This window comes from Xanthobacter luteus, from assembly GCF_040049235.1.
Lineage (GTDB): Bacteria > Pseudomonadota > Alphaproteobacteria > Rhizobiales > Xanthobacteraceae > Xanthobacter.
The window spans coordinates 61,488-81,529 of sequence record NZ_JBDZDO010000005.1 but is presented as its reverse complement, the minus strand read 5'-3'; the positions used below and the strand labels follow the sequence as shown (position 1 = coordinate 81,529).

Annotated in this window: 20 protein-coding genes and 1 tRNA gene; 5 read left to right on the top strand and 16 right to left on the bottom strand. The window is 70.1% G+C overall.

Annotated features, from left to right (window positions below; all coding sequences use genetic code 11):
• Positions 1 to 52: 52 nt before the first annotated feature.
• From ABLE88_RS15755 to urtA, 8 genes are all read right to left on the bottom strand, one after another.
• Positions 53 to 673: an urease subunit gamma gene (locus ABLE88_RS15755; RefSeq protein ID WP_348832646.1), complete on the bottom strand. Its 621-nt coding sequence runs from the start codon at positions 671 to 673 to the stop codon at positions 53 to 55.
• A gap of 10 nt (positions 674 to 683) precedes the next feature.
• Complete coding sequence (locus tag ABLE88_RS15750; RefSeq protein ID WP_348832645.1) at positions 684 to 902, bottom strand: hypothetical protein; 219 nt, start codon at positions 900 to 902, stop codon at positions 684 to 686.
• A gap of 12 nt (positions 903 to 914) precedes the next feature.
• Positions 915 to 1,820, bottom strand: coding sequence for an urease accessory protein UreD (locus ABLE88_RS15745; RefSeq protein ID WP_348832644.1), 906 nt, complete (start codon positions 1,818 to 1,820; stop codon positions 915 to 917).
• Positions 1,786 to 2,481 carry an urea ABC transporter ATP-binding subunit UrtE gene (urtE, locus tag ABLE88_RS15740; protein WP_348832643.1) on the bottom strand — a complete coding sequence of 232 codons (696 nt, stop codon included), beginning with the start codon at positions 2,479 to 2,481 and terminating at the stop codon, positions 1,786 to 1,788. Before urtE ends, ABLE88_RS15745 begins: the two co-directional genes overlap by 35 nt.
• A 265-nt stretch (positions 2,482 to 2,746) precedes the next feature.
• Positions 2,747 to 3,616, bottom strand: a complete 870-nt coding sequence (gene urtD / locus ABLE88_RS15735; protein ID WP_348832642.1) for an urea ABC transporter ATP-binding protein UrtD — start codon at positions 3,614 to 3,616, stop codon at positions 2,747 to 2,749.
• A gap of 5 nt (positions 3,617 to 3,621) precedes the next feature.
• A complete protein-coding gene (gene urtC, locus ABLE88_RS15730) occupies positions 3,622 to 4,746 on the bottom strand; it encodes an urea ABC transporter permease subunit UrtC (RefSeq protein WP_348832641.1) in 1,125 nt (374 codons plus the stop codon).
• A gap of 250 nt (positions 4,747 to 4,996) precedes the next feature.
• Positions 4,997 to 6,649 carry an urea ABC transporter permease subunit UrtB gene (gene urtB / locus ABLE88_RS15725; protein WP_510182912.1) on the bottom strand — a complete coding sequence of 551 codons (1,653 nt, stop codon included), beginning with the start codon at positions 6,647 to 6,649 and terminating at the stop codon, positions 4,997 to 4,999.
• 247 nt (positions 6,650 to 6,896) lie between these two features.
• A complete protein-coding gene (urtA, locus tag ABLE88_RS15720) occupies positions 6,897 to 8,174 on the bottom strand; it encodes an urea ABC transporter substrate-binding protein (protein WP_348832957.1) in 1,278 nt (425 codons plus the stop codon).
• 803 nt (positions 8,175 to 8,977) lie between these two features.
• Between urtA and ABLE88_RS15715 the strand changes: the two genes are divergently transcribed.
• Together ABLE88_RS15715 and mgtE are read left to right on the top strand one after the other, a co-directional pair.
• Positions 8,978 to 9,589, top strand: a complete 612-nt coding sequence (locus ABLE88_RS15715; protein WP_348832639.1) for a carbonic anhydrase — start codon at positions 8,978 to 8,980, stop codon at positions 9,587 to 9,589.
• A gap of 271 nt (positions 9,590 to 9,860) precedes the next feature.
• Positions 9,861 to 11,231 carry a magnesium transporter gene (mgtE, locus tag ABLE88_RS15710; RefSeq protein WP_348832638.1) on the top strand — a complete coding sequence of 457 codons (1,371 nt, stop codon included), beginning with the start codon at positions 9,861 to 9,863 and terminating at the stop codon, positions 11,229 to 11,231.
• A gap of 6 nt (positions 11,232 to 11,237) precedes the next feature.
• On the opposite strand, the gene ABLE88_RS15705 is transcribed toward mgtE, so the two are convergent.
• Positions 11,238 to 11,480, bottom strand: coding sequence for a hypothetical protein (locus ABLE88_RS15705; protein WP_348832637.1), 243 nt, complete (start codon positions 11,478 to 11,480; stop codon positions 11,238 to 11,240).
• Between the two features lie 146 nt (positions 11,481 to 11,626).
• Between ABLE88_RS15705 and ABLE88_RS15700 the strand changes: the two genes are divergently transcribed.
• Positions 11,627 to 11,794 (top strand): hypothetical protein, encoded by a 168-nt coding sequence (locus ABLE88_RS15700; protein ID WP_348832636.1) that lies wholly within the window; start codon positions 11,627 to 11,629, stop codon positions 11,792 to 11,794.
• A gap of 46 nt (positions 11,795 to 11,840) precedes the next feature.
• Here ABLE88_RS15700 and ribB read toward each other — a convergent pair whose 3' ends face one another.
• The 3 genes from ribB to aroC all read right to left on the bottom strand — a co-directional run bounded on the left by ribB (position 11,841) and on the right by aroC (position 14,914).
• Positions 11,841 to 13,154 carry a 3,4-dihydroxy-2-butanone-4-phosphate synthase gene (gene ribB / locus ABLE88_RS15695; RefSeq protein WP_348832635.1) on the bottom strand — a complete coding sequence of 438 codons (1,314 nt, stop codon included), beginning with the start codon at positions 13,152 to 13,154 and terminating at the stop codon, positions 11,841 to 11,843.
• Between the two features lie 160 nt (positions 13,155 to 13,314).
• Positions 13,315 to 13,704 (bottom strand): PRC-barrel domain-containing protein, encoded by a 390-nt coding sequence (locus ABLE88_RS15690; protein WP_348832634.1) that lies wholly within the window; start codon positions 13,702 to 13,704, stop codon positions 13,315 to 13,317.
• Positions 13,705 to 13,801: 97 nt separating this feature from the next.
• Positions 13,802 to 14,914, bottom strand: coding sequence for a chorismate synthase (gene aroC, locus ABLE88_RS15685; protein WP_348832633.1), 1,113 nt, complete (start codon positions 14,912 to 14,914; stop codon positions 13,802 to 13,804).
• Between the two features lie 158 nt (positions 14,915 to 15,072).
• On the opposite strand from aroC, the gene ABLE88_RS15680 reads away from it, so the two are divergent.
• Positions 15,073 to 16,386: a hemolysin family protein gene (locus ABLE88_RS15680; RefSeq protein ID WP_348832632.1), complete on the top strand. Its 1,314-nt coding sequence runs from the start codon at positions 15,073 to 15,075 to the stop codon at positions 16,384 to 16,386.
• An 18-nt stretch (positions 16,387 to 16,404) separates the two neighbouring features.
• Here ABLE88_RS15680 and ABLE88_RS15675 read toward each other — a convergent pair whose 3' ends face one another.
• The 4 genes from ABLE88_RS15675 to fabI form a co-directional block, all read right to left on the bottom strand.
• The gene (locus tag ABLE88_RS15675; protein WP_348832631.1) at positions 16,405 to 17,157 is read right to left on the bottom strand and encodes a hypothetical protein; all 753 of its coding nucleotides are present in this window, start codon (positions 17,155 to 17,157) and stop codon (positions 16,405 to 16,407) included.
• 129 nt (positions 17,158 to 17,286) lie between these two features.
• Positions 17,287 to 17,895: a histidine phosphatase family protein gene (locus ABLE88_RS15670; protein ID WP_348832630.1), complete on the bottom strand. Its 609-nt coding sequence runs from the start codon at positions 17,893 to 17,895 to the stop codon at positions 17,287 to 17,289.
• Positions 17,896 to 17,971: 76 nt separating this feature from the next.
• On the bottom strand, positions 17,972 to 18,469 hold the full coding sequence (locus ABLE88_RS15665) for a hypothetical protein (RefSeq protein WP_348832629.1): 498 nt from the start codon (positions 18,467 to 18,469) through the stop codon (positions 17,972 to 17,974).
• A 67-nt stretch (positions 18,470 to 18,536) separates the two neighbouring features.
• Positions 18,537 to 19,364 carry an enoyl-ACP reductase FabI gene (fabI, locus tag ABLE88_RS15660; protein ID WP_348832628.1) on the bottom strand — a complete coding sequence of 276 codons (828 nt, stop codon included), beginning with the start codon at positions 19,362 to 19,364 and terminating at the stop codon, positions 18,537 to 18,539.
• 152 nt (positions 19,365 to 19,516) lie between these two features.
• On the opposite strand from fabI, the gene ABLE88_RS15655 reads away from it, so the two are divergent.
• Positions 19,517 to 19,593 (top strand) — tRNA-Pro (locus ABLE88_RS15655).
• Positions 19,594 to 20,042 lie beyond the last annotated feature (449 nt).

The following is a 20,042-nucleotide window of genomic DNA, read 5'->3' as shown; positions in this document are numbered from 1 at the left end:
ACCACTCCTTACATATTCTTTGGCGCCTTACCTCATCACATATATAAGGCACTCACAGCTTCCCCGCCACGGCGCCGCGGAAGCCGTAGACCTCGCGCTTGCCGCCGAACGGCACCAGCGTCACCTCGCGCGAGGCGCCGGGCTCGAAGCGCACGGCGGTGCCGGGGGCGATGTCGAGGCGCATGCCGCGCGCCTTCTCGCGCTCGAAGGCGAGCGCGGGATTGGTCTCGAAGAAATGATAGTGGCTGCCCACCTGGATCGGCCGGTCGCCGGTATTGGCCACGGCGAGGCGCACCCGCTCGGCGCCCGCATTGAAATGGATGTCGCCCTCCTGCGGCACCACCTCGCCCGGGACCGTGTCCGAGGGCAGGCCGCGGATCGGGTGGTGCACGGTGACGAGCTTGGTGCCGTCCGGGAAGGTGGCCTCCACCTGGATGTCGTGGATCATCTCGCCCACGCCCTCCATCACCTCAGCGGTGGTGAGCACCTTGGCGCCGGCCTCCATCAGCTCGGCCACGGTGCGCCCGTCGCGCGCGCCTTCCACCACCACATCGGTGATCAGGGCGATGGCCTCGGGGTGGTTCAGCTTCACCCCCCGCGCGAGGCGCTTGCGCGCCACCTCGGCGGCCATGGCGATGAGCAGCTTGTCCTTCTCGCGGGGGGTGAGGTTCATGGGTCGGTCCTCAGAAAAAGAGCGAGCGGGAGGCGGGGTCCCAGCTGGGACGACCGCCCGCGACGCGCGCCGCATTGAGCACGCCGCAGCAGGCCGTGAAATCGTCCGGATTCAAGGGCGCCAACCTGAACGGGGCAGCGGTGGACGGTACCCCTACCGGCCAAAGCTCTACAAATCCCAACCGGTTGTCGAGATCGTAGCCGACACGCCAGCGGTCGAACTGATGCATGATCCCCTCCCCTCACGTCGCCCACACGCGCGGCAGCGGCGCCGCGCGGAAGCTCATGAGAAACGAGGTGGCATCGGCGCGCAACGTCTCGATGTCGGGGGCGAGGAAGCGCGCGCAGAGCAGCCCGTTCCAGGCGCTCGCCCCGCAATCGCCGCGCGCGCCGGCAAGCAGCGCCCGCGCCTCCTCCAGCCGGCCCTCGGCGTCGGGCGCCACATAAAGCAGGGTGCCGAGCGCGCGGCGCCCGCCCGCCACCGCCGGCCGGGCGAGCAGCGCGCCGATGTCGCCGCTGAGCCGGAAGCCGTCGGCATAGACGAGGCCGCCGCCGCGCCTGAGGCGCCAGCGGTCGGCGATCAGCCCCTCGCCCATCACATCGCCGTGCGCGAGGCGGCCGAGCACCAAGGCCTCGAAGGACAGGAAGGCGGCCGTGGGGTGCAGGTCGATCTCGTAGCTGCGGGCAAGGCGCGCGCGGTCGAACAGGATGGTCTCCTGCGGCAGCCATTCGAGCCGGGCGCCCGCCTCGGCCGACAGCCGGACCGCGATCTCGGCCAGCGGCCCGTCGGAGCGGTAGACCTTCTCCGCCGCCGGCGTCGTCACCACCAGATGCGCGCCGGCCTCGGCGCGGGCCTCGATGAAGAAGCGGTCGCCGCAGGCCACCCCGCCGGCCACGTTGACCATCACCGCCTCGAGGCCGGGTCCCCCGCGCGGCACCCGCACGCGCAAGGCGCCGGCCTCGGCGAGATCGCACACCCGGGTCGCGCCGCCGAACGCGGCGGCGGCGATGCGCACCCGGCCCTCGCTGCGCTGGCGCACCGGCGCGGGCGCGGACCCGCCGCCGGCCCCATCCGCGGCCCCGAATGGCCCTTGGAGGGCGCGCGCCGCCTCGTCAGATGGCCATGAGACGGCGGACGTCGTCGCCATCGAGCCCGCTCCTGTCGCCGCTCGCCACCACCTCGCCGCGCTCCATGAGGATGAAGCTGTCGGCGAGCTCCCGGGCGAACTCGAAATACTGCTCCACCAGCACGATCGCCATGTCGCCGCGGTCGCGAAGATAGGCGATGGCGCGGCCGATGTCCTTGATGATCGAGGGCTGGATGCCCTCGGTCGGCTCGTCGAGCACCAGAAGGCGCGGCCGGGTGGTGAGCGCGCGGCCGATGGCGAGCTGCTGCTGCTGGCCGCCGGACAGGTCGCCGCCGCGCCGGCGCAGCATGGAATTGAGCACCGGGAACAGCTCGAACACCTCCGGCGGCACGAACTTCTCCTTCGCCGGCAGGCGGGCGAAGCCGGTCTCCAAATTCTCCTTGACGGTGAGGAGCGGAAACACCTCCCGCCCCTGGGGCACGAAGCCGATGCCGAGGGCGGCGCGGTCGACGGTGGCCAGCTTCGAGATTTCCCGCCCGTCGAACGTGATCGAGCCGCCGGCGATCGGCCGCTGCCCGACGATGGCGCGCAGGAGCGAGGTCTTGCCGACGCCGTTGCGCCCGAGCACGCAGGTGACCTCGCCGGTCCGCGCCTCCACCGACACCTTCTTCAGGATCTGGGCGGCGCCGTAATAGAGGTCGAGATTCTCGACTTTCAGCATGGCGCGTGCTCCACACATGGACCGGTCGCATGGCCTCTCCCCGCCGGGGAGAAAGCGAGGGTGAGGCACCATCCTCGCGCCCCGGCCGACCGGAGCGCCCGCTGAAGGAGCGCCGGGGCCCGGCGCAAGGGGGCGCCGAAGGCGGCCTTATCCGAGGCCGGAGGGACTGTGGCCGGCTGCGCCGGATTGTTCCCTGGACCCCGGATCGGCGCTCCGGCTTCGCCGTCGCTTGTCCGGGGCATCGTGAGGGTGCGACACGCCATCCTCACCTCCCGAGATAGACTTCGATGACGCGCTCGTTGGCGCTCACCTGGTCGAGCGAGCCTTCGGCCAGGACCGAGCCCTCGTGCAGCACCGTCACCTTCACGTCGAGGTCGCGCACGAACGCCATGTCGTGCTCCACCACCACCACCGCGCGGGTCTGGGCGATCTCCTTGAGCAGCACCGCGGTGTCCGCCGTCTCCTGGTCGGTCATGCCGGCGGCGGGCTCGTCCACCAGCAGCAGGCGCGGCTCCTGGGCCAGCAGCATGCCGATCTCCAGCCACTGCTTCTGGCCGTGGGAGAGCTCGGAGGCGCTGCGCTTCCGGTGGTCGGTCATGCGGATGCGCTCCAGCAGCTCGTCCGTGCGCTCGCGCTCGAAAGCGGTGCGCTGCCAGTAGAAATTGGCGAACGGGGCGCGGCTCTCCTTGATCGCCAGCAGCAGATTGTCCTCCACCGTGTGCATGTCGAACACGGTCGGGGTCTGGAACTTGCGGCCGATGCCCAATTGAGCGATCGCCGCCTCGTCGAGGCTGGTGAGATCGTTGACGCCGGCGAACAGAGCGACGCCCTGGTTCGGCCGCGTCTTGCCGGTGATGACGTCCATCATGGTGGTCTTGCCGGCGCCGTTGGGGCCGATGATGGCGCGCATCTCGGCTTCGTCGATGGCGAGCGAGAGCGCGTTGAGCGCCCGGAAGCCGTCGAACGAGACCGTGATGTTGTCGAGATAGAGCAGCGCCGAGGTCACCGCGCGCGGGTCGCGCACGCGGTTCTGCGCCCGCGCCACGTCGGCGAGCTCCGCCTCCAGCGAATAGACGCCGGGCGATTTCACCGCATAGGGGTCGGACGAGGTGATGGGCAGAAGGGGGGACGCCATGGCGCTCACTCCGCCGGCTCGGGACTGGGGACGGCGGGCGGAGCCTTCCTGCGGCGCGCCCAGAGGCTCGACCAGAGCCCGAGCACGCCCTTGGGCAGGAACAGCGTCACCAGCACGAACAGGGCGCCGAGCGCATAGAGCCAGGCCTCCGGCAAGGCGCCGGTGAACCAGGTCTTGCCGGCATTGACGATCACCGCGCCGAGCGCCGCGCCCACCAGCGTGCCGCGCCCGCCCACCGCCACCCAGATCACCATCTCGATGGACTGGGCGGGGGCGAACTCGGACGGGTTGATGATGCCCACCTGCGGCACGTAGAGCGCGCCGGCCACCCCGGCCAGCATGGCCGAGAGCACCCAGGCCACCAGCTTGTAGTTCTCCACCCGGTAGCCGAGGAACCGGGTGCGGCTCTCCGCGTCGCGCACCGCCACCAGCACCTTGCCGTATTTCGAGGTCACCACCGCCCGGCACAGCAGATAGCCGGCCGCGAGCGCCGCCACGGTGGCGAGGAACAGCGCCATGCGGGTGGAGGCCGCCTGCACCGGGAAGCCGAGGATGTCCTTGAAGTCGGTGAGGCCGTTATTGCCGCCGAAGCCCATGTCGTTGCGGAAGAAGGCAAGCATGAGCGCGAACGTCATGGCCTGGGTGATGATCGACAAATAGACCCCGGTCACCCGCGAGCGGAAGGCGAACCAGCCGAACACGAAGGCGAGCGCCCCCGGCACCAGCACCACCATGAGCATGGCGTAGGGGAACAGGTCGAAGCCCCACCAGAACCAGGGCAGCTCCTTGTAGTTCAGGAACACCATGAAGTCGGGCAGGACCGGGTTGCCGTAGACGCCGCGGGTGCCGATCTGGCGCATCAGGTACATGCCCATGGCATAGCCGCCGAGCGCGAAGAAGGCGCCGTGGCCGAGCGAGAGCACGCCGCAATAGCCCCACACCAGGTCCACCGCGACCGCCAGCAGCGCGAAGGCGAGATATTTGCCCAGCAGCGGGATCATATAGTCCGGCACATGGAAGGGGCTGCCGGGCGGAACCAGAAGGTTCAGCACCGGCACCAGCACGGCCACGGCGAGCAGCACCAGCAGGAACACGGCGCCGGTGCGGTCGATGATGCGCGAGCCGGTCATCGGCGATCTCCCCTGACGCTACCGGAAAAGGCCTGCCGCGCCGCGCGCGTCCCGGCCGACGGGAGCGGAGCGAGAGCGGCGCGCAAGCAGCGCCGGGACCCAGCGCGACGGTGCGCCGACGGCGGCTCCTTCCCGCCGGCCCGATAGGATGAGGCCGCTTCGCGGGTGTCTTGCGCTGGACCGCGGATCGGCGCTCCAGCTTCGCCGTCGCTGGTCCGGGGAACAGGCGCGGGGAACATCGGCCCGCTTTTCACGATTCCACCGCCCGGCCCTTGAGCGCGAACAGGCCGCGCGGGCGCTTCTGGATGAACAGGATGATGAAGACGAGCAGCAGGATCTTGCCGAGCACCGCGCCCGCCACCGGCTCCAGGAGCTTGTTGGCGACCCCCAGCGTGAAGGCGCCCACGAGCGTGCCCCAGAGGTTCCCCACCCCGCCGAACACCACCACCATGAAGCTGTCGATGATGTAGCCCTGGCCGAGATTGGGGCTCACATTGTCGATCTGCGAGAGCGCCACGCCGGCGATGCCGGCGATGCCGGAGCCGAGGCCGAAGGTGAGCGCGTCGATGCGCCCGGTGCGGATGCCCATGGCCGCCGCCATGCGCCGGTTCTGCGTCACCGCGCGCACATAGAGGCCGAGCGGGGTGCGCTTCAAGATCAGCAGCAACGCGAAGAACACCAGCAGCGAGAAGACGATGATCCACAACCGGTTGTAGGTGATGGACAGCTGCCCCACCTGGAACGCGCCGCTCATCCAGGAGGGGGCGCCGACCTCCTGGTTGGTGGGGCCGAACACGGTGCGCACCGCCTGCTGCAGGATCAGCGAGACGCCCCAGGTGGCGAGCAGGGTCTCCAGCGGGCGCCCGTAGAGGAAGCGGATCACCGTGCGCTCGATCAGGATGCCCACGAGGCCGGTGAAGACGAAGGCCAGCGGCAGCGCGATGGTGAGCGACCAGTCGAACAGGAAGGGCGCGAAGGTGCGGATCAGCTCCTGCACCACGAAGGTGGTGTAGGCGCCGAGCATCACCATCTCGCCATGGGCCATGTTGATGACCCCCATGACGCCGAAGGTGATGGCAAGGCCGATGGCCGCGAGCAGCAGCACCGAGCCGAGCGAAAGGCCGTACCAGACGTTCTGGGCCACGTTCCAGAAGGCGAGGCTCTGCTCCACCGCGGCGATGCCGGCGGCGGCCGCCGCCTTCACCGCGGCCGGCGCGTCGGCCGGCACGCCGCGCAGCAGCGCCAGCGCCTCCTGGTCGCCGCGCGCCGCGATGCGCTTGACCGCCGCCAGCCGGTCGGCCTCGGAGGCCGTGGTCGAGGACACGAGGATGGCGGCGCGGGCCTCCTCGAAGGCGGCCTTCACGTCCGGCACCGGCTCCTTGGCGATGGCGGCCTCGAGGGTCTCCAGCGCCGCCGCGTCGCGCGACTTGAACACCGCCGCGGCGGCGGCGCGGCGTTTGGCGGGGTCGGGATTGAGCAGCGAGAGCGCGCCGGCCGCCGCCTCGATGGCGCGGCGCACGCGGTTGTTGGCGCGCACGGCGCTGAGGCCGGACGGCGGGCTCGCCACCGCCGCCCCGCTCGCCGCGTCGACGACCGCGCCTTGGGGGGTGCGGATGAACACCTGCTTGGTGGCGGGATCGAACAGGAGCCGGCCGTCCGCCAGCGCCGCGACGATGGCGGCGGCCTGGTCGGTGCCGGTGGCGGAGAGCGCGGCGAGCGCGTCCGCGGTGTCGCCATAGCTGTCGTTCGCGAACTTCGCGACGATGGGCGCGAGGTCGGCGCCCTGGGCGCGGGCGGGCGCGCTGCCGAGGGCCGCGAGGACGACGAGGAGCGCCGGAAGAAGGAGCTGCAGGACGAGCAGGCGGCGGCGAAGCTGCGGGGGTATCGCGATGGACAGCAGCATCATGGGCGGCTTCTTCATGGGCTATCGGGCGTCCTTGATCGCGCAGCGGGGGAGCTGCCGCCGGAGCGGCGGCGGGACGCGGACCTGCCGAGCGGCACGCCCTTCCGGGAAACCGGCCCCCGCCGCGCACCGGGCGCGGCGGGGGGTCGGGTCAAGCCGGCCATGCCGGGCCGTCAGACCAACCGGGCGGCGGGGCCGCCACGGCTGTCGTCGGGCACCGGTCAGGCCGCTGCCGGCACCGCTGCCGTCACTTGGCGGCGGTGGCGCCCAGGCACTTCTTCTGGACGGTGTCGTAGTTGCCGCAATTATACTTCACCCAGTCGGCTTCCAGGGTCTTGGAGCCGTCGAGGAAGTCCGACCAGGCGTCGCCCGGCACCAGGTCCTTGGTCTTCCACACCACGTCGAACTGGCCGTTGCCCTCGATCTCGCCGATGAAGACCGGCTTGGTGATGTGGTGGTTGGGGAGCATTTCGGAGATGCCGCCGGTGAGGTTGGCCTGCTTGATGCCCGGCAGCGCCGCGATCACCTTGTCGGGATCGGTCGTGCCGGCCTTCTCCACCGCCTTCACCCACATGTTGAAGCCGATATAGTGGGCCTCCATGGGATCGTTGGTGACGCGCTTCTTGTCCTTGGTGAAGGCGTGCCACTTCTCGATGAACGCCTTGTTCTCGGGCGTGTCGATGGACATGAAGTAGTTCCACGCGGCGAGATGCCCGAGCAGCGGCTTGGTGTCGATGCCGGCGAGCTCTTCCTCGCCCACCGAGAACGCCACCACCGGAATGTCGGTCGCCTTGACGCCCTGGTTGGCCAGCTCCTTGTAGAACGGCACGTTGGCATCACCATTGATGGTGGAGACCACTGCCGTCTTCTTGCCCTGCGAGCCGAACTTCTTGATGTCGGCGACGATGGTCTGCCAGTCGGAATGCCCGAACGGCGTGTAGTTGATCATGATGTCCTCGGCCTTCACGCCGCGGGACTTCAGGTAGGCCTCGAGGATCTTGTTGGTGGTGCGCGGATAGACGTAGTCGGTGCCCGCGAGCACCCAACGCTGCACCTTCTCGTCGTTGGCGAGGTAGTCCACCGCCGGGATCGCCTGCTGGTTCGGCGCGGCGCCGGTATAGAACACGTTGCGCTCGCTCTCCTCGCCCTCGTACTGCACGGGGTAGAAGAGGATGTTGTTCAGTTCCTTGAACACCGGCAGCACCGACTTGCGCGACACCGAGGTCCAGCAGCCGAACACCGCCACCGCCTTGTCCTTGGTGATCAGCTCGCGCGCCTTCTCGGCGAACAGCGGCCAGTTGGACGCCGGGTCCACCACCACGGCCTCGAGCTTCTTGCCCAAGAGGCCGCCCTTCTTGTTCTGCTCGTCGATGAGCATGAGCATCGCGTCCTTCAGCGTGGTCTCGCTGATGGCCATGGTGCCCGACAATGAATGCAGGATGCCGACCTTGATGGTCTCCTGCGCCTTGGCCGCGCCGATCCCCATCGTACCCGCGATGGCGGCGGCGACGGCGAAGGCCCCCATACGCGCCCCCAGCCCCTTGGTCGCCTGTCCCAGCAAACCGAGCATTCGCTCTCTCCCCTGTTGTGCGGCCGGCGAGAGCCAGCCCGCGGCAGAGGTCAGCAAGCCCCGTGCCATCGCCGGTCAGGCGCCGCGGAATGCGCGCGCGCCGCCCGCGACGTGGCGCGCGGCAGGGCCCCGACGCCAGTGGCGCTGCGCGGCCCGCGGCGCCGCGAGGCGGCTCCGAAACCGGCGTCAGCCTAATTGCTGGGCATCGACAGGGGGTGGGCAGAAGGAGAGGCGCATTATTGGGCAGGCCGGGCTGCACAATTGTGTGCAATCGCCCGGATTGAGGCGCTCGCGGCGGCTCCCGCCGCGCGGGCGGCAAACGCAAATGACGCTCGCGCGGCTGCGGGCCGGGGCCCCGCCGAGCCGCGGGGGCCCCTATGCCCATGCCCAGAACTTGGGCACTGCCGGAGGCGGCGCGCCGGCAGCGGCGCGCCAAGCGCGCCGCCCCGGCACGATGAACGTGCGGTCACAGCACGTTGAACAGGTAGAGCAGAACGATCAACGACAGAGGAACACCCATGATCCACAAGAGCAGGCCGCGCATGTGCCATTCTCCTACAGTAAGATGAAGGAAGAACGTTAGTCTGCGTGGCGCCGTTCCAATCGGCCGCGGAAAGAATTCTGGCGCCTGGCGGGAACCGCGCCGGCGCGGCGGCGCGCATCCCGCCCCGCCTGCGGGCGGGGACGGCGCCGCCTTGGCGCTTGACGCGGGCCGAAATGTCCCCTTTCCCTGCTGCGCTGCAAGAGGAGGGTGCTGCGTGGACGACCTGATCTCCGGCTACAGACGGTTTCGCGAGCTGGCCTGGCCCGAGCGCAAGCAGACCTTCGAACGCCTCGCCGCACGCGGGCAGAACCCGCAGACCATGGTCATCGCCTGCTCCGACAGCCGCGTCGACCCGCAGATGATCTTCGACGCCGGGCCGGGTGAGATGTTCATCGTGCGCAACGTCGCCAACCTCGTGCCGCCGTATCTGCCGGACGCCAACTATCACGGCACGTCGGCGGCCATCGAATTCGCGGTGCGGGTGCTGAAGGTGAACCACCTGGTGGTGCTCGGCCACGCCCAGTGCGGCGGCGTCCAGGCGCTGCTGGACGGGGCCCCGCCCGGCGCGGAGGACTTCGTCGCCAGCTGGATGACGATCGCCGAGCCGGCGCGCCGCATGGCGCAGGCGGCGGACCTGCCGCCCACGGCGCGTCAGCGCTTCTGCGAATTGTGCTGCGTGAAGCTGTCGCTGTCCAACCTCGGCGGCTTTCCCTGGATCGCCGAGCGGGTCGAGGAAGGCTCTCTGACGCTGCACGGCGCCTATTTCGGCGTCGCCACCGGGCGGCTGGAGCTGCTCGGGCCGGACGGCGAGTTCGCCGCCGTCTGACGGGCGACGGAGCCGCCGGCCTGGTGTAAGGGAGGGGCTGCCGGCGCCACCGCCGGCCCTCGGGGGCCGCCCCCGGTCGGCCGCGCCGGCCCGGCCGGTGTCGCCTTGCGGGCGCGTTAAACCTGTCATGACCTTGGGACATATCTGCTGATTGCCGCGGCCCGCCGGCCGGGGCGGCCGGTCCGCCGGAAGACGCGCGGACGGGCCGGAGCATCGGACAGGAAGCGGCGCGGCGCGCCAGGGTCGCGCCAGGGGCCAAGGGAGAGCCGTGATGCACGTGGACCGGATGATCCAGGACAACATCGAGCCGTCCGCCATCGCCGCCCGGCTCGGCCGGGAGCATGTGGCCGACATCGTCGAGTTCCTCAACGGCAAGAGTGTCGAGGAAGCCACCGAGGTCATCGCCCACATGCCCCTGCCCTGGGGCATCGAGGTGCTGGATCAGCCGCTGTTCCGCAACGCCTGCGAGGTGATCGAGGCGCTGCCCGAGGACAAGGCGGCGGCCTTCCTCGAAGGCATGTCGTCCGACCGCGCCGCCGACGTGCTGCGCTGGATCGAGGAGCCCAAGAAATCGGCCTTGCGCGAGGGCCTCACCCCCGAGGCGCGCGCCGCCATCGACCACCTGCTCACCTATCCCGAAAACTCGGCCGGCGCGCTCATGACCACTGAGTTCGTCTCGGTGCCCTCCGACTGGACGGTCCGCCAGACCCTGGACCACATCCGCGAGGTGGAGCGCAGCCGCGAGACGGTCTACGCCATCTACGTGCTCGACCCGGCGAGCCGGCGCCTCACCAACGTCGTCACCCTGCGCCGCCTGATCTCCGGCGAGCCCGACGCCGGCATCCTCACGGTGGCGCAGCCCTACGCGCCCATCACGGCGGCGCCCAACGCCTCCCGCGAGGAGGTGGCGCGCATCATCTCCAAATACGATCTGCTGGCCGTGCCGGTGGTCGACACCACCGGCCACGTGCTCGGCATCGCCACGGTGGACGACGTGATCGACGCCATGATCACCGAGCAGACCGAGGACGTGCAGCGCATGGGCGGCATGGAGGCCATCGACGCGCCTTATCTCGACATCGGCTTTTTCCAGATGATCAAGAAGCGCGCCGGATGGCTGTGCGTGCTGTTCCTGTCCGAGATGCTCACCACCTCGGCGATGCAGGTGTTCTCGGACGAGCTGGAGAAGGCGATCGTGCTCGCTTTGTTCATCCCGCTGGTGATGAGCTCGGGCGGCAATTCCGGCTCGCAGGCCACCTCGCTCATCATCCGCGCGCTGGCGCTGCAGGAGGTGCGGCTCCGCGACTGGTGGAAGGTGGCGGTGCGCGAATTGCCCACCGGCATCGTGCTCGGCGCCATCCTCGGCGTGATCGGCATCATCCGCATCGCCGTGTGGCAGGAGGCGGGCATCTTCGACTACGGCGAATACTGGAAGCTGCTGTCGGTCACCATCGGCGTGGCGCTGATCGGCATCGTCACCTTCGGCTCGCTCGCCGGCTCGCTGCTGCCGTTCGCCCTGAAGCGGCTCGGCTTCGACCCGGCCACCTCGTCGGCGCCCTTCATCGCCACTTTGGTCGACGTGACCGGCATCGTCATCTATTTCTCGGTGGCGTGGCTGTTCCTCCACGGCACCATCCTTTAGGGCGCCTCAGGCGAGGCGCCGCTCGGCGAGGAAGCGCAGGAGCGCGCCGTAGCCGCCCTCGCCTTCCGCCGGGGCGTCGCGCGCCTCGCTCTGGAGCGCCTCCGGCGCGATCTCGAAGCCGCGCGCGGCGAGGAAGTCGAGCGCCTCGCGCGGGTCGGAAAAGCCGTCCACCGCCTGCTCCAGCGCTTCGGACAAGGCGGTATTGCCCGAGGCGTCCGCCTTCAGGCGATCGAGGTCCGAGTGGCTCATATGCGTCTCCCTGCTTGGGCCAGCGTCAAGGGAAACGGTGGCGCGGCCGGCAGGGTTCCCCGCGGGAGACCGCGCGGGCGTCACGGGGCGGTTGCGTTCGCGCCCCATGCAGGCACATTTGCCGCGCCCGCCAGGGGGGCGACCTCGTGGGCATCTATGCGGTGACCGGCTTCTTCTGGGGGCTGGGCTCGCTCGTCGGCCCGCTCGCCGCCGGCCTGTTCATGCACGCCCACGGCCACGGCTTTGCCCTGATGGCTGCGCTTGGGTGCGGGGCCTTCGCGGTCGCCGCCTGGCGGCTGCGGGGCACGACCTGAGCGCGGGCCTCGGGCCGGGTCGCGCCCGGCCCGGGCAGGCAAGCGGTCAGACCTCCAGGTGCTCGGTCTCGACGATCTCGATGCCGAAGCCGGCGAGGCCCACATAGGTGCGCGCCTTGGAAGCCATGAGGCGGATCGACTGGATGCCGAGGTCGCGCAGGATCTGGGCGCCGAGGCCGACCTCGCGCCACTGCCGCTCGCGCGCCACCTCGCTGGCGCTCTTCTCGCCGGCGCCCATGGCGGAGACCGGCACGCCGCTGGTGCCGTCGCGCAGATAGACCAGCACCCCGCGCCCCTCCTCGCGGATGCGCTCCAGCGCCTTCTGGATCACCTTGCCGCCGGTGAACACGTCGGTGATGGGATCGGCGCGGTGCAGGCGCACCAGCACCTTCTCGCCGTCGCCGATGCGCCCGTGCACCAGAGCGAGGTGGTTCACCGTGTCGAAGGGCGTCACATAGGAGAAGCCGTGCAGCTCGCCGATGGAGGTGGGCACCGGGAAGTCGGCGGCGCGGGCCACCAGCTTCTCGCGCGCCTGCCGGTAGGCGATGAGGTCCGCCACCGAGATGCGCAGCAATCCGTGCTTCTCGGCGAAGGCGGCGACCTGCGGGCCGCGCTGCACCGTGCCGTCGTCGTTCACCAGTTCGGCGATCACGCCCACCGGCGGCACGCCGGAGAGCCGGCACAGGTCCACCGCGGCCTCGGTGTGGCCGGAGCGGATCAGCACCCCGCCTTCCTTGGCGATCAGCGGGAAGACGTGGCCGGGCCGCACGAAGTCGGCGGCGCCCATGTTCGGATTGGCGAGCGCGCGCACGGTGTTGGTGCGCTCCTCCGCGGAGATGCCGGTGGTGGTGCCGTGCCGGAGGTCGACCGAGATGGTGAAGGCGGTGCCCATGGGCGCGTCGTTGTTGGACACCATGGGGTCGAGCCGCAGGCGCCGCGCCTCCGAGGGCGGCAGCGGCGTGCAGACGATGCCGGAGGTGTTGCGGATGATGAAGGCCATCTTCTCCGGGGTGGCGAGCGAGGCGGCGACGATCAGATCGCCCTCGTTCTCGCGATCGTCGTCGTCGGTGACGACGATGATCTCGCCCTTGGCGAAGGCTTCGATGGCGGACTGGACGCGGGCCTGGCTGGTGTCGGTCACGGGCAAACCTCGAATGGGCGGCGGCACGCAGACGCCGAGAAAGTCATTCGGCGTGACCTGGTGGCCGGTGGCCTCGGCGATCTTCTCGGCGGTCTCGCGGGAGATCCAGGCGCGCTCGTCGTTGCACAGCGCCGTGACGGAGGCGGGCGACAGCCCGACCATCCGCGCGAACGCGCCGCGCTTCGTGCCGGTCGCCGAGAGCCAGTCCGCGAGCTTCATGACAGCAAGATAGCCAGCGCGAAATTCAGTGACAATGAAAAAAGAAATCCATTCACTATGAATGAATTTCATGCGGGGGCGCTCGCCCAAAAAAAGGGGCCACCCCTTCGGATGGCCCCCGCACGGTCTGACGGCCCCGGGGCCGCAGGTCCCGCAAGCGTCACATCACGGTGGTCCAATAGGGCGGCACGCCGTAATAGTCATGGATCCGCTGGCCGTTCTCCCGGGACCAGTCGTAGTCCACGTCGGCGCCGTATTTTGGCGCCTTCTCCAACTGCTCCTTGGTGAGGCTGACGCGGAAGCCGCCGAGGCCCTCGTCATAGGTGAGCATGGACCAGGGCAGCGGGTAATAATCGGTGCCGATGCCGAGGAACCCGCCGAAGCTGAGCACCGCGTAGGAGACGCGCCCGGATTCCTTCTCCAGGATCAGCCGCTCCACCGAGCCGATGTGGTTGCCCTGGGGATCGTAGACCGAGGTGCCCACCACCATGTCGCTGGCGACCAGCGTGTGGGTTTCCTTGATGTTGGGGTTGCGTACGTCCGTGTGCATTGCGTCGTCTCCTCCGAATGGGTGACACACGGACGAAACGAGGCCGGAGGCGCCCGCGTTCCCGCACGGACGTAAAATCCCCAAGCTTGACCGCAGCTTATTCCGCGAACGGCCACGCCACGAAGCCGCCCGTCTGGCCGCGGTGGCGCAGCAGGTGGTCGGCGAGCACGCACCACATCATGGCCTCGCCCACCGGCACCGCGCGGATGCCGACGCACGGGTCGTGGCGGCCCTTGGTGGCGATCTCGGTCTCCTGGCCGAGCCGGTCGACCGTGCGGCGCGGCGTGAGGATCGAGGAGGTGGGCTTCACCGCGAAGCGCACCACCACCGGCGCCCCGGTGGCGATGCCGCCGAGGATGCCGCCCGCATGGTTCGACAGGAAATGCGGGCGGCCCTCATTGCCGAGGCGCATCTCGTCGGCATTCTGCTCGCCGGTGAGGCGGGCGGCGGCGAAGCCGTCGCCGATCTCCACCCCCTTCACCGCGTTGATGCTCATCATGGCGCTCGCCAGATCCGCGTCGAGCTTGCCGTAGACCGGCGCGCCGAGGCCGGGGGGCACGCCTTCGGCCACCACCTCCACCACCGCGCCGATGGAGGAGCCGGCCTTGCGGATGCGGTCGAGCTCGGCCTCCCAGAGCGGCACCGTGCCGGCATCGGGGCAGAAGAAGGGATTGTTCGGCACCTCCTCCCAATCCCAGCGCGCGCGGTCCACCGCGATGTCGCCGATCTCGACCAGCGCGCCGCGCACCGTGACCCCCGGCAGCACCTTCGCCGCCACCGCCCCCGCCGCCACCCGCGCCGCGGTCTCGCGCGCCGAGGAGCGCCCGCCGCCGCGATGGTCCCTGAGGCCGTATTTGATGTCGTAGGTGAAGTCCGCGTGCCCCGGCCGGTAGGCGCCGGCTATGGCGGCATAGTCCTTCGAGCGCTGGTCGACGTTCTCGATCAAAAGCGCGATCGGCGTGCCGGTGGAGACGAGGCCGCCGTCGGGATGGTCGATGACGCCCGAGAGCACCTTCACCTCGTCCGGCTCGCGGCGCTGGGTGGTGAAGCGCGACTGGCCCGGCCGGCGCCGGTCGAGCGCCGCCTGGATGTCCTCGCGAGAAAAGCGCACGCCGGGCGGGCAGCCGTCCACCACGCAGCCGAGGGCCGCCCCGTGGCTCTCGCCGAAGGTGGTGAAGCGGAACATGTGGCCGAAGGTGTTGAACGACATGGCGGTCCCGATCCCGTGACGCTGGCTCAATAGGACGCGGCGCGCGCCCATGCAAACCGGCGCCCGGCGCCGCCATTGCGCGCCCCTTCGTCCCGCCATCGCGCGGAACCTGCGCCTTGTGCTATGGAGAGGGCTGACGGAGACCAATTGCCCCCGCCATGCCTTTTCTCGAAATCCTCATCGTCCTCGTTCTGGTGTTGCTGAACGCCGTTCTCGCCGCCGCGGAACTGTCCATCGTCTCGTCCCGGCCGGCGCGCCTCAAGTCCATGGCCGAGAAGGGAAAGCCGGGTGCCCGCGCGGCCATGGCCCTGGCCGCGGAGCCGGGCCGGTTCCTGTCCGCCGTGCAGATCGGCATCACCCTCATCGGCATCCTGAACGGCGCCTTCTCGGGCGCGAGCCTCGGCGCCCAGCTGGGCGACGCGCTGCGCGCGGCGGGCATACCGCCGGGCGTCGCGGCACCGGTGAGCTACGCCGTGGTGGTGGCCGCCATCACCTACCTCTCGCTGATCGTCGGCGAGCTGATCCCCAAGCGCCTGGCGCTGCACAACCCGGAGGCGATCGCGGTGCGCGTGGCGCCGCTGATGGTCGGCCTCTCGAAGGTTTCGGCCCCGGCGGTGTGGCTGCTCGACGCCTCCACCCGGGCGGCGCTGCGCCTGATGGGCAGCGCCGGCTCGCGCTCGAGCGGCATCACCGACGAGGAGATCCGCGCCATCATCACCGAGGCCGAATCGGCCGGCGTGATCGATCCCGCCGAGCGGCGCATGATTTCGGGCGTGATGCGGCTCGCCGACCGGCCGGTGACCGCCATCATGACGCCCCGGCCGGACGTGGAATGGGTGGACATCTCGCGGCCCGCGGACGAGGTGCGCGCCGAGCTGCTGGAGACCCCCCACAGCCGGCTGCCCGCCTGCGAGGGCTCGCCCGAGGAGACGGTCGGCGTGATCCAGGCCAAGCGCCTGCTCAACGCCTATCTCAAGGGCGAGACCCCCGATCCGCGCAATTTCGTCGAGACCGTGCCGTTCCTGGTGGAGGGCGTGGGCGCGCTGGAGGCGATGCGCATCCTGCGCGGGGCCGAGGTGCCCATGGGCATCGTCGTGGACGAGTATGGCGACATGGTCGGCCTCGTCACCGGCTACGATTTGCTGGCGGCGATCACCGGATCGGTGGCCACCGAGACCCATGTCTCGCGCAACATCGTCGAGCGGCAGGACGGCTCCTTCCTGGTGGCCGGCGACACGCCGATCGACGAATTGCGCGATTTGCTGGACGTGGACTTTCCGCTGGAGGAGGGCTTCCATACGGTGGCCGGCTTCGCGCTCGCGTGCATGAAGGAGCTGCCCGAGGAAGGCGCGGTGTTCGACGCGCTCGGCTGGCGCTTCGAGATCGTCGACATGGACGGCCGGCGCATCGACAAGATGCTGGTGGCGCGCCCGCGCATCCTGCACCGGCAGAAGGTGGTCGGAGACGAGTGAGGCGCCGCCGGCGCCGCCTCAGTTGCGGCGCGCCAGCGAGCGCAGGAAGCCCTGATATTCGTCGGTCAGCTCCATGTCGACGCCCGGCGCCATGCGCAGCAGGAGGTTGGCGACGAACGGGGCGTCGTTGCGCGCGTCGGCGAGCACCTCGCGCAGCACCGGCAGATTGTCCTCGATATGGGCGAGGAACGACACGCCCTTCTCCTCGGTCTCGCTCCAGCGGGCGCGGGTCCATAGCGCGAGCGGGTACATGATCTCGTGCACGAAGTTGGACTTGCGGGCCTTCTCGAAGAAGCGCAGGCCGGTGTTCCAGTTCTCGCGCGCGCGCATGGGCGGGGGCGGGATGTCGCCCATGAGCATCTTGCGCCCGGCCTGGCCGACAAAGTCGTCGAGCGTGGTGGGCGCGTCGATGGCGGCGCGGAAGTGCCACAGGCCGAACGAGCCGGGGAAGTCCGGCCCGAGCCGGTCCTTCAGCACGCCCTCGATCTGATCCACCGCCGCGCCTTCGCCCTTCAGCGCCGCGGTCATGCAGAACGCGAACACGGCGTCGTTGCCGACCTCGTGGACCGCCCCGCCCTTCAGCTGCGCCGGGGCGAGCGCCGGCGTCGTCCCGTCGGCCGGCAGCTCGACATCGCCCGCGCGCAGCGCCGAGACGAAGGCGGTGATCTCCAGCCAGCCCATGTAGTGGGCGAGGAAGGCCCCGGGGTCCACATGGACGATGGCGAGGTTGAGGGGAACCTTGCGGTTCCGCAGTTCCGTCATGTCGGTCATGGCCTGTCCCAAAGCGCACGAAGCGGGCGCGGCAGGGCCGGCCCTGTCGCGTTCGCGACAGGCGCGCGGCCCGCATCGGGACAGGGAGCAAGAGGGGTGCCAGCGGGCAAGCGGGCCGGCGCCGCCGGCTCAGTCGGCGACCTTGAACACGCCGCCGGCGACCACATAGACCGCGCCCTGGCGCACCGGCAGGAGCGCCGCCTCGCCCGGGGGCATGCCGGCGAGCACATGGAGCGCGGCGCGCACCACCCCGCCATGGGTGACGATCACCGCGTCGCCGGGCAGTTCGGCGATCGCCGTCTGCACCCGCGCGCACAGATCGAGATAGCTCTCGCCGCCGGGCGGCTGGAAGCGCCAGGGGTCGAGGTCGCGCCGGCGCACGCCGTCATGGTCGCGGCGGCGCAGCTCGGGCCAGGTCTGGCCCTCCCAGCGGCCGAACGAGATCTCCTCGAGGCGCGGGTCGCTGGCGAAGGCGCTCGCCGGCAGATCGAGGGTGGTGCGCAGGATGCGCATGGTCTCCACCGCCCGCGACAGCGGGCTCGACACATAGGCGAGCGCGGCGATGTCGCCCACCAGCTGGTTCAGCACCCGCCCCACCTGCGCCGCCTGGATGCGGCCGAGGGCGTTCAGCGGCACGTCGCGCCGGCCCTGCAGGCGGCCGGCCACGTTCCAGTCGGTCTCGCCGTGGCGCACGAAGAACAGCCGGCGCCCGGGAGCGGCGGCGAGCGGATCGCTCATGCGGCGTCCCCTGCCAAACCCTCGCGGACCGACGTCGCCGGCGGCCCGCCCGTGCGCGGCGCGCGGTGCGCGGCGATCACCGGACGCGAACCGGCACCACGTGGTCGTACCACGCGCCCAGGGTGGGATAGGTGACGCGCAGCGTCACCTGCTCCCCCGGCGCGGCGGGCCCCTTGTAGGTGACCACCAGGCCCTTGAGGGTGCGCCCCAGGCACGGATTCATGGCGCCGCCGTCGCGGCCGGTGGCGACGAACGCGCCGTAGCCGATGGTGACGCGGCCCTTCGCCGGCGCCGAGAGCACCGTGATGGTGGGCACCTGGGTCTGCTGGCAATTGAAGTCGGTGGTGCCGGCCGCGAAGATCGCGCCCTTGGTGCCCGTGCCGGTGCCGGTCACGTAGGTGATGCCGGAATAGCTCGGCGTCACGTAGTCGGGAAAGAAGGCGCCGCCCGAGCCGAACACCCGCTCGCGCAGGGGATACTGGTCGAGCGTCGGCAGGCTCTGGGCGGCCGCGCCGGTGGCGGACAGCGCGCCGAGCGCGAGAACGGCGAAGGCACGGCGGAAGGCTGGCAGCATGATCGATCTCCTCATCCACGCCCCGATACCCGCGCACCCGCGCCGGCCGGCCCTGCTCCAGGTCCGGTCAATCGCGCACCAGAGCGAGGTCCGGCGCGTCGGGGTGCTTCATGCCGACGATATGATATCCGGCGTCCACATGGTGCACCTCGCCGGTCACACCGCGCGACAAATCGGACAGAAGATAGACGCCGGTGTCGCCCACCTCGTCGGTGGTGACGGTGCGGCGCAGGGGCGTGTTCAGCTCGTTCCACTTCAGGATGTAGCGGAAGTCGCCGATGCCGGAGGCGGCGAGCGTCTTGATCGGGCCGGCCGAGATGGCGTTGACGCGGATCGCCTTGGGACCGAGGTCGGCGGCGAGATAGCGCACCGACGCCTCGAGCGCCGCCTTGGCGACGCCCATCACGTTGTAATGCGGCATCCACTTCTCGGCGCCGTAATAAGTGAGGGTCAGGAGCGAGCCGCCGTTCGGCATCAGCTTCTCCGCCCGCTGGGCAATCGCGGTGAAGGAGAAGCACGAGATCAGCATGGTCTTGGAGAAATTGTCGGCGCTGGTGTCGACGTAGCGGCCGTCGAGCTCGTCCTTGTTGGAAAAGGCGATGCAGTGGACCACGAAGTCGAGGGTGCCGAACAGCTTCTGCGTCTCCGCGAACACCTGGTCCATGGTGTCGGGCTCGGTCACGTCGCAATGGCCGACCAGGGCCCCGCCGAGCTCCGCCGCCAGCGGCTCCACCCGCTTCTTCAGCGCCTCGCCCTGGTAGGTCAAGGCGATGTCGGCGCCATGGGCGCGCGCCTGCTTGGCGATGCCGTAGGCGATGGAGCGGTTGTTGGCGACCCCGAGAATCAGTCCGCGCTTGCCCTTCATGAGACCGCTCGCGAGACCGTCCGTCGCCATGTCCTGCACTCCGAAATTCCAACGCCTTGACGCCGCGCGGCTGAGCCGGCGGCGGGCATCCTATGGCATGGGGCCATCCCCCGTTCAAGCGAAGCCGATGCCGAGGCCCTTGCTTCGGTGAAGGGGCGCGTGCTAGAGGCAGCCGCCTGGATCGGAGTGTAGCGCAGTCTGGTAGCGCACCACGTTCGGGACGTGGGGGTCGCAGGTTCAAATCCTGCCACTCCGACCATTCAGGTTCCCCCGGAACCGTTTGCCCCACACAAGTCCCCCCAAGTCGCCGCGCCAAGTCGCCGGTGGCCGGAGCGCCCGGCGCTTGGCGGACCCTGCGGCTTGGCTTCTGCGGCTTGGCTTCTGCGGCTTGACCCTTGCGGCGGACCCGTTTCGGGCCGCGCATCGCCCGGCGGGGCCGAAGCGCGGCGAACCGCATCCGCCGGCCGAGGGCGGATTCGCGCGGCGCCGAATCACCGCCGACCGACGGCGATCGCCGGCCCTCGCCTCGCGAGGTTGCCGTCCCGCCGGGTTGCGCCCTACGCGGGCACCACGACGCCGCTAATCGCGATTTTTTGCACTGCTTTAATTTTGTGCAGCGCCACGGACGCCAACGTCTTGTGACAAAACGACGACATTCCGCTCCGGCAGACCCGCGCGCCCGGATGCCGCGCCGCGGCGCGGCCCCCG

What these genes read in the sequence shown, in the direction of transcription:
- ABLE88_RS15755 (WP_348832646.1), bottom strand. Translation starts at nt 673, where the DNA reads ATGAACCTCACCCCCCGCGAGAAGGACAAGCTGCTCATCGCCATGGCC.
- ABLE88_RS15750 (WP_348832645.1), bottom strand. Translation starts at nt 902, where the DNA reads ATGCATCAGTTCGACCGCTGGCGTGTCGGCTACGATCTCGACAACCGG.
- ABLE88_RS15745 (WP_348832644.1), bottom strand. Translation starts at nt 1,820, where the DNA reads ATGGCGACGACGTCCGCCGTCTCATGGCCATCTGACGAGGCGGCGCGC.
- urtE (WP_348832643.1), bottom strand. Translation starts at nt 2,481, where the DNA reads ATGCTGAAAGTCGAGAATCTCGACCTCTATTACGGCGCCGCCCAGATC.
- urtD (WP_348832642.1), bottom strand. Translation starts at nt 3,616, where the DNA reads ATGGCGTCCCCCCTTCTGCCCATCACCTCGTCCGACCCCTATGCGGTG.
- urtC (WP_348832641.1), bottom strand. Translation starts at nt 4,746, where the DNA reads ATGACCGGCTCGCGCATCATCGACCGCACCGGCGCCGTGTTCCTGCTG.
- urtB (WP_510182912.1), bottom strand. Translation starts at nt 6,649, where the DNA reads ATGCTGCTGTCCATCGCGATACCCCCGCAGCTTCGCCGCCGCCTGCTC.
- urtA (WP_348832957.1), bottom strand. Translation starts at nt 8,174, where the DNA reads ATGGGGGCCTTCGCCGTCGCCGCCGCCATCGCGGGTACGATGGGGATC.
- mgtE (WP_348832638.1), top strand. Translation starts at nt 9,861, where the DNA reads ATGCACGTGGACCGGATGATCCAGGACAACATCGAGCCGTCCGCCATC.
- ABLE88_RS15705 (WP_348832637.1), bottom strand. Translation starts at nt 11,480, where the DNA reads ATGAGCCACTCGGACCTCGATCGCCTGAAGGCGGACGCCTCGGGCAAT.
- ribB (WP_348832635.1), bottom strand. Translation starts at nt 13,154, where the DNA reads ATGAAGCTCGCGGACTGGCTCTCGGCGACCGGCACGAAGCGCGGCGCG.
- ABLE88_RS15690 (WP_348832634.1), bottom strand. Translation starts at nt 13,704, where the DNA reads ATGCACACGGACGTACGCAACCCCAACATCAAGGAAACCCACACGCTG.
- aroC (WP_348832633.1), bottom strand. Translation starts at nt 14,914, where the DNA reads ATGTCGTTCAACACCTTCGGCCACATGTTCCGCTTCACCACCTTCGGC.
- ABLE88_RS15680 (WP_348832632.1), top strand. Translation starts at nt 15,073, where the DNA reads ATGCCTTTTCTCGAAATCCTCATCGTCCTCGTTCTGGTGTTGCTGAAC.
- ABLE88_RS15675 (WP_348832631.1), bottom strand. Translation starts at nt 17,157, where the DNA reads ATGACCGACATGACGGAACTGCGGAACCGCAAGGTTCCCCTCAACCTC.
- ABLE88_RS15670 (WP_348832630.1), bottom strand. Translation starts at nt 17,895, where the DNA reads ATGAGCGATCCGCTCGCCGCCGCTCCCGGGCGCCGGCTGTTCTTCGTG.
- ABLE88_RS15665 (WP_348832629.1), bottom strand. Translation starts at nt 18,469, where the DNA reads ATGCTGCCAGCCTTCCGCCGTGCCTTCGCCGTTCTCGCGCTCGGCGCG.
- fabI (WP_348832628.1), bottom strand. Translation starts at nt 19,364, where the DNA reads ATGGCGACGGACGGTCTCGCGAGCGGTCTCATGAAGGGCAAGCGCGGA.